This window comes from Acinetobacter proteolyticus (assembly GCF_000367945.1).
GTDB lineage: Bacteria > Pseudomonadota > Gammaproteobacteria > Pseudomonadales > Moraxellaceae > Acinetobacter > Acinetobacter proteolyticus.
In genome coordinates, this window is the sequence record NZ_KB849179.1 from 786,347 (window position 1) to 803,621 (window position 17,275).

A 17,275-nucleotide genomic window follows, 5' to 3' on the forward strand; every position below is an offset into this window, starting at 1 on the left:
ACAAGATCCTATGATATTAAAAACCACTCAATAGAGCGGTTTTTAATATTTTACAGATAAAGTTTTATATAGAATAAATCCTAATTCAGCGTAATTTTACTCCACGACTCATACATTTTAACTGCTGCTGAGAAGTCACTATTGGGCTCAGCCGTTAAATTTGCTGCTTGAATCAAGCTTTGTGTTAAGGACAAAATCGGAGCAGGGAGCTTGGCATCTTTAACTAAATCAAGCGCGATACCTGTATCTTTCGCGAGTAATGGAAGTCCAAAAGTCACAGGAAACTCACGACTTAATACACGCTGCGGGAAAATGGTTTCGGTAACTAGACTTTTGCCACTAGAGGCGTTAATACAATTCAGTGCCGCATCCAAATTGACACCGTGCGCTTTTAAAGTACTAAACCCTTCGGCAACTGACCACAAATTCACAGCCAGTAGCATATTGTTAATGGCTTTTACCGCGAAACCAGCACCAGATTCACCGACATGCTGAATCAATTTACCGACTGCTGCCATTGCAGGGTAAGCAAGCTCAAAGGCATTGACATCGCCACCCACCATGACGGTTAAGGTTGCATTTTCAGCACCAATTGTTTGTCCACTGACGGGTGCATCCAAAAAGTCCACATTTTGAGCTTTTAATTTCACAGCCAGACGGCGCGCTGCTTCGGGCACTCCACTGGTGCAGTCAATCCAGATCGAGCCCGACTTAATTTCAATACCTTCGATTAATGCTTCAACGTCATCGCTGGTCGGTAAACAAGAAAAGATAATATCGGCCTGAACCGCTTGAGTAAGCTCAACAGCGGTTGTTCCATATTCTGTTGCATGCTGTTCAGCTTTACTAAAATTTCGATTCCAGACATAGACCTTCTCGAAATATTTAGGCAAATGTGCTGCCATGCGATAGCCCATAGCCCCTAAACCGATGAATGCAACAGATTGAGTCATACTTTACCTTTTGATTTGTGTCGATCGTTCGGCTAACCATGTTGTCAGTGTTGGCCAGAACTCTATTGAACTGTTTTGACTGGACATTAAACCCAAGTGCCCACCCGGGATAAGAGTAAACGTGACATCTTGACTACTTGTCAACTGGGTCAACGGAAATGCAGATTCAGAAGTTACCAGTTGATCACCTTTTCCAGCGCCAACAAATAAAGAGCAATTGATGTTTTTGAGTTCAATGGTTTTATTTTTGAGCTGAATAGCGCCATTTTTTAATGGGTTTTGCAACCATACATTAAACAGCATGTCTTGGTTCACACCACCCGGATAATCAATCATGTTATTTAAGAAATGACTCAGGGTTGCATCTTCTTGTACCAGCTTTAGATTGTCCAAGTTTTTCAATAACTGGATATTGCCATCAATCCAGCCTTTAGGATCTAACAGTTTGAATCCCAGCGAGTTGAGGAAGCCTGGTGAATGAATCATTAATTTCGGTAAACGGTTATAGATGTAATCTTTAATGGTTGGATTGCGGTTAGTCAGATAAGCCAAAGTTTTGTATAACTTGCCAATATAACCCGAAGCATAGCTGTCGATCGGGCTGCCTAAGACCACAAGATTTTTTACTACACTTGGCTGATGGCGTGCGGTGTAAAGGGTGACGAAAATCCCCGCCATACTCCAACCATGCAGTGAAATTTTTTCAGATTTAGAATGTTGTTGAATCGCTTCAATACATTTAGGTATAAAGTTATCTATAAAAGATAGAAAGTTAATCTGGTAGTTCTTATATGTAAGCTTACCCCAATCAATCAGATAGACATCAAAACCACTTTCTTGAAAATGCTTTACCAACGAACGATAAGGATATAAATCATAGATATCCATATTAATGGCCAAAGGTGCAACGAACACCAATGGTTCTTTATAGCGTTTGTTCTCTGAAGCGTAGAAACGGACACGAGTTTGTTTAAATTGAGCAATCACTTGATACGGTGTCGATTGAGATAAAACCAGTTTGTCGGCATCGAAGACACGCATAGCCAGATGTTTAAAATTTATTTTTTGCTGTTCCACAAGCGATTTCATCTTAGAAAGTCTCATCATGAGTCAAGATTGCACGAAGTCTAAGCGATAATTTCATCTTATGCCTTGACCTTAAATACCTTAGGCGCTCAAAATATTGGCACATTTCGACATTATGATCATAAGGCATACAGAACGATGAATCCAAGCGATGATTTAGAATACCAACTAGAAACACTGGCAATTCGCACAGGGCATGATCGTACCTCTGAAGGTGAGCATAGTGAGCCAATCTTTCTGACCTCATCATTTGTGTGCGACAGTGCGGCTGATGCTGCTGCAAAATTCTCAGGGCAAATCGCTGGTAATACCTATTCACGTTATACCAATCCAACGGTACAAGCTTTTGAAAAACGTTTAGCCGTATTGGATGGTGCAGAACGTGCAGTTGCGACCAGTTCTGGTATGGCAGCGGTACATGCAATGTGCATGGCCTATTTAAAAGCGGGCGACCATGTCATTTGTTCTCGTGCGGTATTTGGTTCAATCATCGCTTTATTTGAAAAATATGTCGCGAAATTTGCTGTTGAAGTGACTTTTGTCGATTTAGATGATCTTGAAGGCTGGAAACAGGCGATTCGTCCAAACACACGTATCTTATTTATTGAAACGCCGTCGAATCCATTGGCACAAGTGGGTGATATGCAAGCCATTGCTGATATCGCCCATGCCAATGGTGCTTTGTTTGCAGTGGATAACTGTTTCTGTACACCAGTATTACAACAACCGATTAAGTTTGGTGCCGATTTAGTGCTTTATTCAGCAACCAAGTATATTGATGGGCAAGGTCGTGCGCTTGGTGGTGCAGTTGTTGGAAAACATGACCTACTCGAAGAAGTAAATGGTGTGATTCGTACTTTGGGTAACTCGATGAGTCCATTCAATGCATGGATTTTCTTGAAAGGCTTGGAAACACTGAGCATTCGTATGAAAGCGCATTGTGAAAGTGCACAAAAACTTGCGGAATGGCTGCATCAACATGAAAAAGTTGAAAAGGTGTACTACGCAGGTTTGGTCGATCATCCTGGACATGAGTTGGCGAAAAAACAACAAAAAGGTTTTGGTGGTGTTGTCTCTTTTGTGGTGAAAGGCCAGCGTGAAGGTGCTTGGACTGTGATCGATAACACCCGTTTCTTGTCGATTACCAGTAATCTTGGGGATGTTAAGTCAACAATTACGCATCCAGCAACCACCTCGCATGGTAGAATGTCGGCCGAAGCTAAACAAGCTGCAGGAATTGAAGAAGGTTTGATTCGTGTGTCTGTTGGTTTAGAAGACATTGATGATATTATTCGCGACATATCACGCGGTTTAGATTTAATTTAACGAGAGAAACTTATGAACATTAATATGCTCATGCAGCAAGCTCAGCGCATGCAAAAAGATATGGAATCAAATCTTAAAAAAGCCAAAGAAGAGCTTGCAAAAACTGAAGTTCATGCGGAAGCTGGCGGTGGTTTAGTGAAAGTAACCATGACTTGCCGTAATGTGGTTAAGCGTATCGAAATTAGTCCTGATTTATTACAAGACGAAGCAGATATGATTGAAGATTTGATTGCTGCAGCGATGAATGATGCCGCACGTCAAGCAGAAGCCATTTCTGAAGAGAAGTTAAAAGGTGCGAACACCGGTATGGGCTTGCCACCGGGTTTATCTGGTTTATTTTAAATCCCTCCCAGCCTCCCTTTTTTAAAGGGAGGAGTACCCCTCTTTATTAAAGAGGGGTTAGGGGAGATTATGAGAGTTGATTTGTGTTTAGTGAACGATTTGAACAATTAGTTCAAGCATTACGTATATTGCCAAGTGTTGGTCCAAAATCAGCACAGCGTATGGCATTACATTTGTTAATGAAAAACCGTGAAGGTGCATTTGCGCTTTCTCATGCTTTACATGAAGCATCTAGCCATATTCATGAGTGTCATATTTGTCATTCATTAACAGAAAATGAAATCTGTGATATTTGTGCCTCAGTGGAGCGAGATGAACAATTGTTATGCGTGGTTGAATCACCAGCCGATGTGATGGCGATTGAACAAAGTGGCAGTTTTCGTGGAAAATATCATGTGCTTGGTGGACATCTATCACCATTGGATGGTATCGGGCCAGAAGAGATTGGTATTCCTTATCTGATTCAACGTCTGAGTGCAGGACAGATTCAAGAGGTGATTTTAGCCACGAATGCTACGGTGGAAGGCCAAGCGACTGCACATTATTTGGTTGAAGCAACCAAACATTTACCGATTCACATGACCCGAATTGCACAAGGTGTACCACAAGGTGGTGAACTGGAATATGTTGATAGTCATACTTTAAGCCAAGCCGTACACAACCGTATGCGAATGAAATAATAGGCTTCATTCGCATTTTTTTATATTTATATTAAATTCATGCTGTTAATTTAAACAAATAATTAAATTTTACATTTTGTCTAACATTATCGTAGATCTATTTATTGTGATTTGTGGCACTATTGACGGGCGAAAAGGATTTTCGTTTTTTGATGAATGGAAGAGGAGTAATTTCATGTCTTGTATATGGAATACCAATTAATTTTTTTGTATTTTTCAGTTGAGCAATGACTGGCATTGGGCAGTTTTATTGCGCATGGTTCTTTATTATTTTACTTGAGCACACATGTTTCAGTTTATCCAACAGCAACAAGATTTAGCTGTTCTCCTCAAGCAGATGGAACAGTGTTCTGTCTACGCCCTTGATACCGAGTTTATTAAGGTCGATACCTTATATCCTAAACTTGGTGTTTGCCAAATCAATTTGAATGGTCAGATTCTGTTGCTTGATGGCGCAGCATTAGATCTCAGCAATTTTTGGCCGAAGATTTTCGCGGCTCAACAAAATATTTTTCATGCCTGTGGTGAAGATATTGATCTGATCTATCATTATGCAGATCAAAAACCATTAAATAATGTATTCGATACGCAAGTTGCGTTGGCATTTCTCGGACATGGCCTTCAAGTCAGTTATCAAAATGCACTGAAGACCTGTTTAAATATTGAGATTGAAAAAGATCAGACTCGTTCAGACTGGCTTGCTCGGCCATTGAGCCAAGAGCAGATGTGCTATGCAGCAAATGATGTGATCTATTTAAGTAAACTTGCAGATGCACTGAAAACAGATCTGAAAGCAAAAGGGCTGTATCAATACGTATTGGAAGATTGTCAAAATCTCACCAAAGAAATTGCGATGGAAACACCATTAGCGGAATTGTATACCGATATCGGTAATTATCGACATTCGCGCCGTGAGCTGATGCAGTTGCAACAACTTAGCATTTGGCGAGAACAGATTACCAAGGCACTGAATCAGCCACGTAGCTTTATTCTTAGAAACTCTACTATGATTGATTTGGTGGAAAAGAATCCGCGCAATAATTTTCAGTTGGCGCGCATTAAAGATATTCGTCCGCATATTGTACGCGAACATGGCAAGACTATTTTGGATTTACTCAAGTTCTTACCGCCAGAGGAAGAATGGCCATTACGTATGGCGAAACCAATCAAGAGTAATTCCAAAGAAGTTGCACCTAAAATTGATGCGTTGATTGAAAGTGTGGTTTTACAAACTGGTATTCCGAAAGAAGTGTTATTGCGTAAGAAATGGATGAATGCGATCTATGAACATGTGGTATTCCATTTAGATGAGCAGTCCTTACCGAGTTATTTAATGGGTTGGCGCTTTGACATTCTGACACAGCCCCTGATTAGTCTATTAAGGGAAGACATTGAGTATCTAGCCACACAAATGAAAGTTGCACGATAAATATAAAAGAGTGAATCAATGATTCGCTTTTTTTTATTTTGATGAGTTGTTTTACCTTTTCGTTTTGTGCTTATTGTTTGAAGACCGCAAAACACGACTCCAGCGTTAACAATCGTTAATGTATCCATTTTTATTTTCATGTATGCTGTCTTTGATTGTTAATAGATGTGAGTCAACATGCACTGCGATATTTATAGATCGAGCAAAAAAGATGAAATGTATATGTATATTGCTCGTCCAAATTATCCTGATGACAAGGAACAAGAAAACCCATTTGAAGGTGTTCCAGAAACCGTTTTACAAGCATTTGGCAAAGCCACTTTTGTCATGCATTTAGAACTTCATAATGAGCGTAAACTTGCACGTGCTAACGTTTTACATGTGTTAGATTCATTAAATACCAAAGGCTTTTTTATTCAGATGCCACCAGAAGGATTAATTAATCCGAATGCGGTAGAACCAGAGGGCTTACGTGGTGCTTGAGACTTTAACAGCGATATGGTCTAACATTCTTTCGGTTCTGGATCAATTCCCAGAAGAAAATGTTGCGATCATTGTTTATGTTACAGGGACGCTCATTGCATTGTGGTGCTGGTATCGTTTGATGTCACGCTTACCCAATCCAATTGGTGGCATCCTCTGGATTGTCGCTTTTGCCGTTCTTGCAACGCCAACAATTTCAGAAGGTCCCAACTCAGCCTTAGCACCAGCCATTTTTGGTTTGCTTTTTGGTGTCCTCACCAAAGAACATGGCTTAGTCTGGTCTAACTTATCATTGATTTTATTTGTCATTGGTACGGGGTTACTGATCGGCTTCTGCTGGTCAAAATACACTGCAAATAAAACTGCACGTTCAGTTTAGATACAACGTTAAATATAGAAAAATAAGGTTTTAAAATGTCTGCTGATACACAACACTTCACTGGTACAGATCAATATATTGCAACTGATAGCTTAAAGCTTGCAGTGAAAGCTGCCCGCGCTTTGCAGAAACCATTATTGGTGAAAGGTGAGCCTGGTACAGGTAAAACATTGCTTGCAGAGCAAGTGGCTGAAAGTTTGGGTTTAAAGCTGATTACTTGGCATATCAAGTCAACCACCAAAGCCCAGCAAGGTCTGTATGAATATGATGCTGTATCACGTTTGCGTGATAGCCAGTTAGGTGATGATCGTGTCTACGACATTAAAAACTATATTAAACCCGGTAAATTGTGGGAAGCATTTACCAGCGAAGAGCGTTGTGTATTGTTGATTGATGAAATCGACAAGGCAGATATTGAATTCCCAAATGACTTATTGCATGAACTCGACAAAATGTCGTTCTATGTTTATGAGACAGGTGAGACCATTACCGCAACACAACGCCCAATCGTGATCATTACTTCGAATAATGAGAAGGAACTGCCAGATGCGTTCTTGCGTCGCTGTTTCTTCCATTATATCGAATTCCCAGATGATGCAACCATGCGTGACATCATTGCGGTCCATTTCCCGAATATTTCAAATACATTGGTGAGCGAAGCCTTACAGGTGTTCTTTAAATTACGTGAAGTTCCGAATTTAAAGAAACCACCTTCAACATCAGAACTCATTGACTGGTTAAGCCTGTTGATGGCAGATGATATGCCAGAAGAGGTGTTGCGTAATCACGATAAATCCAAAGCGATTCCACCATTGTATGGTGCTTTGATTAAGAATGAACAAGATGTGCAATTGCTTGAACGTTTAGCCTTTATGTCACGCCGCTAAGAGTGTTTAAAAATGTTTGTGCGACTGTTTTACACCTTACGCAAATATGGCGTACCTGTAACAACACGTGAGCTCATTGATCTTAATCAGGCGGTAGCTTCAGGTCTTGTGTTTGCAGATCAGGAACAGTTCTATCAGTTGGCTAAAACTGTTTTAGTCAAAGATGAGCGTTTTTTTGATAAATTTGATCGTGCCATGAAAGATTATTTTGATGGTATTGAAACTTTTGATTTAGATGAGCTGCTGAAACAAGTTCACAAGTTACCTAAAGACTGGTTTGATCTTGAACTACTCGAGAAGCATCTTACACCTGAGCAACGTGCAGAATTGCAAAAAGCAGGTTCTCTGGAAGAACTGATGAAAATGCTGGAAGAACGCTTACGTGAACAGCATAAAAAACATCAGGGTGGCAATCGTATGATTGGTACCGGGGGGACTTCACCTTTCGGTGCATTTGGTGATCATCCTGAAGGTGTTCGTATTGGTGGGCCAGGGCGTAAACGTTCGGCGGTCAAAGTCTGGGAACAACGTAAATACCAAAATCTGGATGATGATCAGGTTTTGGGAACCCGTCAAATGCAAATTGCTTTACGTCGCTTGCGTAAATTTGCACGTCAAGGTGCGGCTGAAGAGCTCGATGTCGATGGCACCATTCGTGAGACAGCAAAACAAGGCATTTTGGATGTGCAACTGGTTCCAGAGCGTCGTAACCGCATTAAAGTGTTAATGCTGTTTGATGTTGGTGGTTCGATGGATGCCTATATCGCTGAGTGTGAAAAACTGTTCAGTGCGGCCAAATCTGAGTTTAAAACCCTCGAATATTTTTATTTCCACAACTGCCTATATGACCATGTGTGGAAGGACAACCATCGCCGTAGTTCAACCCGTATGAATACATGGGATCTGTTCCATACTTATGGACGTGATTATCGGGTTATCGTGGTCGGTGATGCCAGTATGGCGCCGTATGAATTAAAATCTGCGGGTGGTTCAGTTGAATATATGAATGAAGAGTCGGGCGAAGTGTGGCTTAGACGGTTACGTCAGCATTTTGACAAAACCGCTTGGTTGAACCCTGAAATGGAAGGTTACTGGCATTACACCCAGACCATTAACTGGATTAAAGAAATTTTTGAGAATCATATGTTTCCAATGACCTTGAAGGGGCTTGAGGACATGACACGCTATCTATCGCGTTAAAACTTTATATAAGACTTTATAAGAACAGGAAAAGACATGGAACATCAAATTAATGGCGTTGCTTTGCCCAATGAAGCAGGTTTCTTTGGCAACTTTGGTGGTCAGTTTATTCCACCGCATTTAAAAGAAGCCATGGATGAAATTAACACGGCGTATGAGGAGATTCGTCATACCGCTGAGTTTCAGGATGAGCTGAATGACTTATTCAAAAACTATGTTGGCCGTCCAAGTCCATTGTTCCATGCCAAGCGTTTGTCTGATCAATTGGGCGGTGCACAGATTTATCTGAAACGTGAAGATCTAAACCATACGGGTGCGCATAAGATTAACCATTGTTTGGGTGAAGCGTTGCTTGCCAAATATATGGGCAAGAGCAAAGTTATCGCTGAAACAGGTGCAGGGCAACACGGCGTGGCTTTGGCAACGGCTTGTGCATTGGTGGGTATTCCATGTGAAATTCATATGGGTCAAGTCGATATCGAAAAAGAACATCCGAATGTCGTGAAGATGAAAATCTTGGGTGCGAAGCTGGTTGCTGTGACCCAAGGGACAGCGACCTTAAAAGATGCGGTAGATAGTGCTTTTGAGGAATATTTAAAAGATCCTAAAAACTATATCTATGCCATTGGTTCGGTCGTTGGTCCACATCCATTCCCCAAAATGGTCCGTGATTTTCAATCGATTATTGGTAATGAAATCAAAACCCAGTCTAATGACCGTTTTGGTCAGAATCCAGATTATGTGGTTGCCTGTGTTGGTGGTGGTTCTAATGCGATTGGCGCATTCACTGCATTTTTAAATACGCCTGAAGTTCAATTAGTCGGTGTAGAACCTGCGGGCCATGGTCTGGATACTGACAAACACTCAGCCACTTTGACCTTGGGTAAGCCGGGGCAGATTCATGGTATGGCGTGCTATGTACTGGAAGATGACAACGGCGAACCATTGCCAGTACATTCGATTGCATCAGGCTTGGATTATCCAGGTGTCGGGCCACAACATAGTTTCCTGAAAGAGCTTGGCCGTGTGCAATACGAAACAGCGACGGATCAGGAATGTTTGGATGCCTTTATGACGCTTTCACGTGTTGAAGGTATTGTTCCAGCCTTGGAAAGTTCGCATGCGGTGGCTTGGGCTTTACGTGAAGCGCCTAAGTTGGATAAGCACATTAATATCGTGGTCAATCTTTCTGGACGTGGCGATAAAGACTCAGATTATGTGGCAGAAAAGCTAGGCTTATAAGTTCTGACTGAATATCTCATTGTGAATAGACTGCTTCTTGTAGAGAGGCGGTTTTTTTATTGTTAAATCAACCTTAATCCCGTTAGAATAAAGCGTTTTGCAATTAGCACTTTTGGAGACGCCTAAGTGGAGCGACCTACAATCAGCCCTGAACATTTACAAGAAGCGGCTGAAAACCTAGTAACCATTCGAGATTTTGTTCGTTTTGGGGTAACCGCACTACGTCAATATGACGCGCACTTAGGTCAAGGTACTCAAGATTATTTTGCAGAGAGTTCTGCATTGGTACTACAAACGCTTTCGCTGGAATGGAAAGCGGATGCTGAAATTCTGGATGCCAAAATTTTACCAAGCGAAAAAGCAGAATTTCTCAGCTTGTTAGAACGTCGTATCAATGATCGTATTCCAACGTCATATTTATTGAACTTGGCCTATTTCTTCAATAAGCCATTCTATGTAGATGAGCGTGTCTTGATTCCGCGTTCACCGATTGCTGAGTTGATTGAACAACGTTTTGCACCGTACTGCCTAGATGAAAATGGCCGTATGTTGGAAGCATTAAACAACTTGCCTGAAAATAACAATCCAAAAACACCACAACGTATCTTGGATATGTGTACGGGTTCAGGTTGTATTGCGATTGCGTTAGCTTATGCTTTTCCAGATTCAGAAGTTGATGCGACTGATATTTCAAAAGAAGCATTGGAAGTGGCTTCAATTAACACTGAGCACCACGACAAACAGTATCAAGTGGCTTTACTTGAATCTGACTTGTTCTCAAAAATTCCTGCTGAAAACCAATATGACCTGATCGTCAGTAATCCACCGTATGTGGATGCAGAAGATATGGCGGATTTACCAGAAGAATTCTTACATGAGCCTGAGCTTGCACTGGCTGCAGGTCAAGATGGCTTAGATTTAGTCCGTAAAATGTTAGCCCAAGCAGCTGATTATTTAACGGAAGATGGTCTGATTGTGATTGAAGTGGGGAATTCTGAATGGGCAATGCGTCAGAACTTCAATACAGTTGACTTCCATTGGCTCACTTTCCAAAAAGGCGGTACTGGTATTTTTGCTTTAACTGCTGAACAATGCCGCCGTTATAAAGAAGTCTTTCAGCAATCAGTTCAAAATTAAGGGGTTAAAGCATGGCAGGGAATAGTATTGGGCAACTGTTTCGAGTGACAACCTGTGGTGAATCACATGGTGCTGGCTTGATGGCGATTGTCGATGGCGTGCCGCCTGGTCTTGAGCTTTGTGAAGCCGATCTGCAAAAAGACTTAGATCGCCGTAAACCGGGAACATCGAAGTTTGCAACGCAACGTAAAGAGCCAGATCAAGTAGAGATCATTTCGGGTGTTTTTGAAGGTAAAACCACAGGAACATCGATTGGTTTATTGATCCGTAACACGGATCAGAAATCAAAAGACTACGGCAATATTGCTCAAACTTTCCGTCCAGGCCATGCAGATTACACGTATACGCAAAAGTACGGCTTCCGTGACTATCGTGGTGGTGGTCGTTCGAGCGCCCGCGAAACGGCGATGCGTGTCGCGGCAGGTGCAATTGCCAAGAAATATCTTGCTGAAAAATTTGGTATTGATATTCGTGGACATGTTACACAAATTGGCAATGAGGTTGCAGAAAAGCTGGATTGGGCAGAAGTGCCGAATAATCCATTTTTCTGTGGTGATGTGGATGCGGTACCTCGCTTTGAGCAACTTGTGACTGCATTACGCGAGCAAGGCACCAGTTGCGGTGCCAAGCTTGAAATCATTGCTGAAAAAGTACCTGTGGGTTGGGGCGAACCTGTATTTGATCGTTTAGATGCAGATATTGCCCATGCCATGATGAGCATCAATGCCGTTAAAGGTGTTGAAATTGGTGATGGTTTTGCGGTTGCTGGGCAGTTTGGTCATGAGACTCGTGATGAGTTGACGACAGATGGTTTCCTTGCCAATCATGCGGGTGGGATCTTAGGTGGGATTTCAAGTGGCCAAAACATTCGTGTGGCGATTGCATTAAAACCAACCGCAAGTATTACCACGCCGGGTAAAACCATTACCATAGAGCGGGAAAATACCGATGTATTGACCAAAGGTCGTCATGATCCGTGTGTCGGTGTACGCGCAACACCCATTGCTGAAGCGATGTTGGCGATTGTATTGATGGATCATTTCTTAAGACATCGTGCACAAAATGCAGATGTGATTCCGCCATTTAAACCAATCGAACCATAATAAAAATATTAAGCCGCACATATAATTTATTATATCTGCGGCTTGCATCACATTTTAAAAAGAATTTAATTAAATATTAGTTTAATATTCATTTAATCATAATAAAGAAATTATAAGGCTTCAGAAATCATATTATCTGATGTCGCAATATGATATTGATTCCGGCCATTACTTTTCGCTATATATAATGCATGATCGGCTTGTGCAATAAATTCTGAAAGACTGTCACCGATATTCGGAACCATAGTTGCCACTCCCACACTAATGGTCACATGTTTTGATACATTACTGCGTGGATGCAGAATTCCAATATTACGTACCAATTCCATCAGTCTTTGCACCTGTATAATCGCTTGATCACGATCGGTCATCGCAAAGAGTAATAGAAACTCCTCACCCCCATAGCGCGCTGCCAGATCACCACTACGTGAGGCAATAGAGCCCAGCATAATCGCGATCCGTCGCAAACACTGATCCCCTTGGATATGCCCTAAGGTATCGTTGTAGAGCTTAAAGAAGTCGATATCAATCATCATGATGGTAATTGGCATTTCATGACGTGTCGCGCGTTTCCATTCGTTCTCAAGCACCTCATCCAGATAGCGTCGGTTAGCGAGACCTGTTAAAGCATCTTGTTGAGAGAGAATGGACAACTGCTGCGCTTGGCGCATGAGTTCTAAACGGTTAAGTTCAATCATACAGTTCTGCAAATAGTTCTCACGATGTTGTCGATCGGTGGCATAAGCAAGTGCCATACCGAGGAAACTACTGAAGGTATAGGTCCGATTTAAGAAGGTCCAATCAATCGCACCGCTGAGCCAGGTACTGGCTGCAATACCAATCAAACCGCCGACCCAGCCTGCAATAATCGCTGTATAGAAGCGCATTCCGACAAAGCCATAAATGATAACCACCGCATACATCATGGCAGCATGGAACAGGACATTATTCTGACCTTGTTCCAATACGTTAATGATGGTGAAGGAAATCGCCACGGCTCCTGTTGAGCCAATACAAACGTAGTGATCAAACCATTTGTTCATGATTGGCAGGAAAGAAAGTAACCATGCCAATGTAATGATGATACCCACCCAACCGTAGGTTGCCATCCAAGTAATACGTAGGTCTGTAGGCAAAACCTGATAGATACCGAAGCTTAGAAATAGATATAAACCTAAAATAATAGGGGCGCGATAGCGGAACTCATGCGCAGCCTCATTTCTATACTGATCTCGATAGATCACTTCTAATTCTTTAGGAAACCAAACTAAATTTAGCCCGCGAGAAATTAACAAGTCGATTTGTTCTTGTCCCAAAATATTGGAAGCTTTCAACTTCATCTTATCTCTCACCACTCCCAAAATGTTCTTATAAATGTCAAAATAGGGATTATTTTTTTACTACGTTACACTGATTTAAATAGAATGTGTATTAGATTATAAAAAAATATTAATTTTTATATAAGGGTCATTGCCTAATATAATGATTCAAGTTTAAATTAGATTCAAGAAATAAAAACTGTTACAAACTAAATCACAAACGATTGTATCTTTACGGTATTAGGATACAATTTATAAAAAAGCAGCAATCATGGAACATGGTTGGATTAAGTCATACGAAATAGGATGCATCGCAATGACTGCTATGAATCAATATGGAACAAAATTAGAAATTACACCTCATTCGGGTTGGGCTCAACGATTCTGGGATGAATTATTACCCTCAAAAGAGCGGGTGAGTAAACATCCGCTATTCTTAGATATGGCCAATGGTTCTTTAAGCCTTGAATGTTTTCGTTCGGCCTTATTGAACTTCTATCCTTTGGTTGCACATTTTCCTTCTTATATGGCGGGGTCTTTGGCCAAAGCAACGGCTTTTTCACTCGATGGTGTGACTGAAACCAGAGATTGGTTAATTCAAAACATCAAGGTTGAAGAACGGCATTTGAATTGGTATCAGGACTGGGCGGGGGGTTTTGGTCTAACCGTTGAGATGTTGAATAATGTGAAACCACCTGTGGCAATGAATGCGGTGAATCACTTTTTATGGGACGTTAATTTTCGGGGAAGTTTAGCTGAAAGTATTGCAGCAACCAACCTTGCCATTGAATGGGCCACAGGTGACTGGACTATTCAGGTTTACAAAGGGATTCAAACCTATACGCAACATCCTGAAGTGAACATTAATAAGCGTTCTTTAGCGTGGTTAAGAGCACATGCACATTATGATGACCTCCATCCCTATGAAGCAATGGAGCTGATCAAGCGACTGTGTGATAAAGACCCTGAGCAGCAAAGAAAAGCTTTTTTGGCTGCAAAAGAAGGTTTGGAATATTATGAACTTGCCTTGGATGAGTGTTATAAGTTACAGCATAAAAATTGAATGATTGAATATTTAGTTTGAACAAAAGTTGATTCATACTGAAAAAGAAAAACTCCTCGGTTTTCACTGCAACCGAGGAATTAAAACTTGCTATTGGGTGTTAAGCTCTAAACCATTGCAGGGTCACTGACCGAATCTTGCCCTGTTTCAACACGACCTGCAAAGCGACGATAGAATTTGGATTCCTGTGTGCAGGTTACTGCGAAGTCATACCATTGTCCCGTATCATTCAAGTCCCAGTGTTGAGTAGAATTTTGTCCAGCTTTCACGGTGATTTTGAGTGGTGGGTCAGTACGATAAACCACGGGGCTAATCACCAATTCAATATCCTTTGTTCCTGTGTTTTTGAGATCGACATACACATTGCCGTTGGCAATATCATAACAAACACGAATCTCAGGATTGATTTGCAAATCTTGATTACGATTCAGATCACCCTTGAAATGTCGATGAAAGCCATTCGGCCCCATCACCCAAAGATCGTATAAGCCTTGATTGTCTTTCTGCACATTCCAGACATCATCGAGTGTTTTTCCTGCCTCTACAATGTAGCGGCGTGGAATTCGATTTAAATTTAAGGAGTCATAGACATGAAAGACGGCACCTTGTGTCCCTGTATTTGAGAATAGCAGTTTGACTGTTCCATCATTTAGGCAGCGTGCACTGGTATGGAGTTCATAAGGCAGCGCTTTGGAACGACGGATACCGCTGGCTTGAATTGGCAGTTGTAAATTGTTTGGAATAGGGACATGGGGTAACTTTTGCTGTGAGTTACGCAATTGATCTGCTTGCGCACGACTTTGTTTGCCGTTGAGTTCTGGTAGTACATCCTCATTCGGGTTTTTAAAGTTGAATGCTGAGGTCAAATCTCCACACACCGCACGGCGATAAGGACTGATATTGCTTTCTTTAACGCCGAAACGTTTTTCAAGGAACATCAATACCGATGTATGATCAAATACTTGAGAGTTAACAATCCCCCCACGACTCCAAGGCGAAATTACAAAAAGGGGAACACGAGGCCCGGGACCATAAACACCATTGTCTTTTTTAGGTTGGCTGGTACTGCCTAATGGTGCATCATGCACATAATATTCATGGCGCATATCTGCTTGGCTTAGCGTTGATTTACCTGCATAAGTATTATCCGCTTGCAAGGTCGGTGCTGATGGCGATGGAACATGGTCAAAATAACCATCATTTTCATCAAAATTGATCAGGAATACGGTTTTGCTCCACACTTCAGGCACTGCTGTTAACGCATCTAATATTTCTTGAATAAACCAAGAGCCCTGAACAGGGCTTGATGGGCCTGGATGTTCACAATAAATTGAAGGGGCATTGATCCAAGACACCTGAGGCAATTTGCCAGTTTTGATGTCATTTTTAAACGCATTTAAGAATTCTTCTGGGGAGTTACCTGGCAAGGTATTGGCGATGCCTTTATATAGTGGATTGTTGGCATTATCGGTTGTTGCATCATAGGCTTTGTAAGGCAGCTTTTGCGCGGCCTTGTAATAAGGACTATTGGGTGCGCCACCACTGGAAACCGGATAGCCCGACTCGATATTGGCTTTTCTGAACGTACGGAATGCACCTAACATGTTATCACCCCATTCATCAGGCATATTTTGATAACAAATCCAGTTAATTCCAGCTTCTTCTAGACGTTCCGCATAGGTTTTCCATGTATAACCAACATCAACCGTTTTGGGATCTCCATCAATCCAGTCCCATTCATTATTCACAAATGCGGTACTGGTTGGGACTGCACCATTGGTTCCTGTTAAATGGAACGAACGATTGGCATCTGTCCCTGTATGCATGGAACAATGATAGGCATCACAAATTGTAAACGCATTAGCCAGGGCAAATTGGTAAGGAATTTCCTGTTCCTTAAAATAACCCATGGCATAATCTGTTTTATAGGTTGGCCAGTTGGACATACGGCCATTGTCCCATGCTTTTTGGCTATCCACCCAAGTATGGTTGGTACCGGGTGCACGTTGCGCGTTATTGCTTGAGCCATCTAAATGGAATGGGGTTAACAGTGCGCCATTACTGCGTTGTTGCTGCCAAACTGTGCGACCATTAGGTAAAGGAATGGTAAGGCGATCAGCAAAGCCCCGAACACCTTTTAAAGTTCCAAAATAATGGTCAAATGAGCGATTTTCCTGCATAAGGATCACCACATGCTCAACATCTTGGATGGTTCCTGTTTTATTGTTGGCTGGAATTGCTAATGCTTTTTGAATACTTGCTGGAAAAGTTGTTAAAGCGGCAGCACCAAAACCTGTTTTAAGTGTGTTTGCTAAAAATTGACGACGATTAATCACGCGATTTCCTCTTATTGTTCTTTATGTTTATGGTGCACAGCGCATGACTGGCTTTTTGGTATCATCAGGTTTCACTGCGACCTGATCGTCATTTGAATCATTACAGGCGGTGAGTGCTAATAAAATGGGAACCACATAAAGACATGAGAGCCATCGTTTCATTTTTTTCAACATCTGCTTCATCCATATTAAAGATGTCAACACACTAGACAGCACTTATGACAGCACCGTGTCATCTTTATGACGATTCATTGACGTTTCATATGAATATGAATAGAAAATCCAAAATGGAAGCAGGAAGCAATGTACT

General features: G+C 41.6%; 17 protein-coding genes. 12 read left to right on the plus strand and 5 right to left on the minus strand.

Translation table 11 applies throughout. The features are described 5' to 3' along the window. Window positions 1-80: 80 nt before the first annotated feature. Together F993_RS13175 and F993_RS13170 are read right to left on the minus strand one after the other, a co-directional pair. The gene (locus F993_RS13175) at window positions 81-953 is read right to left on the minus strand and encodes an NAD(P)-dependent oxidoreductase (RefSeq protein WP_004653408.1); all 873 of its coding nucleotides are present in this window, start codon (window positions 951-953) and stop codon (window positions 81-83) included. A gap of 3 nt (window positions 954-956) precedes the next feature. Next, window positions 957-2,042 (minus strand): alpha/beta fold hydrolase, encoded by a 1,086-nt coding sequence (locus tag F993_RS13170; protein WP_004653410.1) that lies wholly within the window; start codon window positions 2,040-2,042, stop codon window positions 957-959. 135 nt (window positions 2,043-2,177) lie between these two features. On the opposite strand from F993_RS13170, the gene F993_RS13165 reads away from it, so the two are divergent. The 11 genes from F993_RS13165 (at window position 2,178) to aroC (ending at window position 12,247) form a co-directional block, all read left to right on the plus strand. Continuing rightward, the gene (locus F993_RS13165) at window positions 2,178-3,365 is read left to right on the plus strand and encodes an O-succinylhomoserine sulfhydrylase (RefSeq protein ID WP_004653411.1); all 1,188 of its coding nucleotides are present in this window, start codon (window positions 2,178-2,180) and stop codon (window positions 3,363-3,365) included. 12 nt (window positions 3,366-3,377) lie between these two features. Next, complete coding sequence (locus F993_RS13160) at window positions 3,378-3,707, plus strand: YbaB/EbfC family nucleoid-associated protein (RefSeq protein ID WP_004653412.1); 330 nt, start codon at window positions 3,378-3,380, stop codon at window positions 3,705-3,707. Between the two features lie 83 nt (window positions 3,708-3,790). Next, entirely contained in the window at window positions 3,791-4,387 is a 597-nt protein-coding gene (gene recR, locus F993_RS13155) for a recombination mediator RecR (protein ID WP_004653413.1), read from the plus strand. A gap of 286 nt (window positions 4,388-4,673) precedes the next feature. Further along, the gene (locus tag F993_RS13150; RefSeq protein ID WP_004653414.1) at window positions 4,674-5,816 is read left to right on the plus strand and encodes a ribonuclease D; all 1,143 of its coding nucleotides are present in this window, start codon (window positions 4,674-4,676) and stop codon (window positions 5,814-5,816) included. 177 nt (window positions 5,817-5,993) lie between these two features. After that, entirely contained in the window at window positions 5,994-6,299 is a 306-nt protein-coding gene (locus F993_RS13145) for a YcgL domain-containing protein (protein WP_004653415.1), read from the plus strand. After that, the gene (locus tag F993_RS13140; RefSeq protein ID WP_032812443.1) at window positions 6,292-6,678 is read left to right on the plus strand and encodes a hypothetical protein; all 387 of its coding nucleotides are present in this window, start codon (window positions 6,292-6,294) and stop codon (window positions 6,676-6,678) included. The genes F993_RS13145 and F993_RS13140 overlap by 8 nt, the downstream gene beginning before the upstream one ends. Window positions 6,679-6,713: 35 nt before the next feature. Next, on the plus strand, window positions 6,714-7,565 hold the full coding sequence (locus tag F993_RS13135) for an AAA family ATPase (RefSeq protein WP_004653417.1): 852 nt from the start codon (window positions 6,714-6,716) through the stop codon (window positions 7,563-7,565). Window positions 7,566-7,577: 12 nt separating this feature from the next. After that, entirely contained in the window at window positions 7,578-8,765 is a 1,188-nt protein-coding gene (locus F993_RS13130; RefSeq protein WP_004653418.1) for a vWA domain-containing protein, read from the plus strand. A 36-nt stretch (window positions 8,766-8,801) separates the two neighbouring features. Further along, on the plus strand, window positions 8,802-10,007 hold the full coding sequence (trpB, locus tag F993_RS13125; protein ID WP_004653420.1) for a tryptophan synthase subunit beta: 1,206 nt from the start codon (window positions 8,802-8,804) through the stop codon (window positions 10,005-10,007). Window positions 10,008-10,133: 126 nt separating this feature from the next. Further along, complete coding sequence (prmB, locus tag F993_RS13120; RefSeq protein ID WP_004653421.1) at window positions 10,134-11,144, plus strand: 50S ribosomal protein L3 N(5)-glutamine methyltransferase; 1,011 nt, start codon at window positions 10,134-10,136, stop codon at window positions 11,142-11,144. Between the two features lie 11 nt (window positions 11,145-11,155). Continuing rightward, window positions 11,156-12,247, plus strand: a complete 1,092-nt coding sequence (aroC, locus tag F993_RS13115) for a chorismate synthase (RefSeq protein WP_004653422.1) — start codon at window positions 11,156-11,158, stop codon at window positions 12,245-12,247. A gap of 110 nt (window positions 12,248-12,357) precedes the next feature. Here aroC and F993_RS13110 read toward each other — a convergent pair whose 3' ends face one another. After that, window positions 12,358-13,587 carry a GGDEF domain-containing protein gene (locus tag F993_RS13110; RefSeq protein WP_004653423.1) on the minus strand — a complete coding sequence of 410 codons (1,230 nt, stop codon included), beginning with the start codon at window positions 13,585-13,587 and terminating at the stop codon, window positions 12,358-12,360. A gap of 295 nt (window positions 13,588-13,882) precedes the next feature. Between F993_RS13110 and F993_RS13105 the strand changes: the two genes are divergently transcribed. Continuing rightward, the gene (locus F993_RS13105) at window positions 13,883-14,629 is read left to right on the plus strand and encodes an iron-containing redox enzyme family protein (RefSeq protein WP_004653424.1); all 747 of its coding nucleotides are present in this window, start codon (window positions 13,883-13,885) and stop codon (window positions 14,627-14,629) included. Window positions 14,630-14,736: 107 nt separating this feature from the next. Here F993_RS13105 and F993_RS13100 read toward each other — a convergent pair whose 3' ends face one another. Beyond that, complete coding sequence (locus tag F993_RS13100; RefSeq protein WP_004653425.1) at window positions 14,737-16,965, minus strand: phosphocholine-specific phospholipase C; 2,229 nt, start codon at window positions 16,963-16,965, stop codon at window positions 14,737-14,739. Window positions 16,966-16,992: 27 nt separating this feature from the next. Then, complete coding sequence (locus F993_RS20485; RefSeq protein ID WP_004653427.1) at window positions 16,993-17,139, minus strand: hypothetical protein; 147 nt, start codon at window positions 17,137-17,139, stop codon at window positions 16,993-16,995. Between the last annotated feature and the right edge of the window lie 136 nt (window positions 17,140-17,275).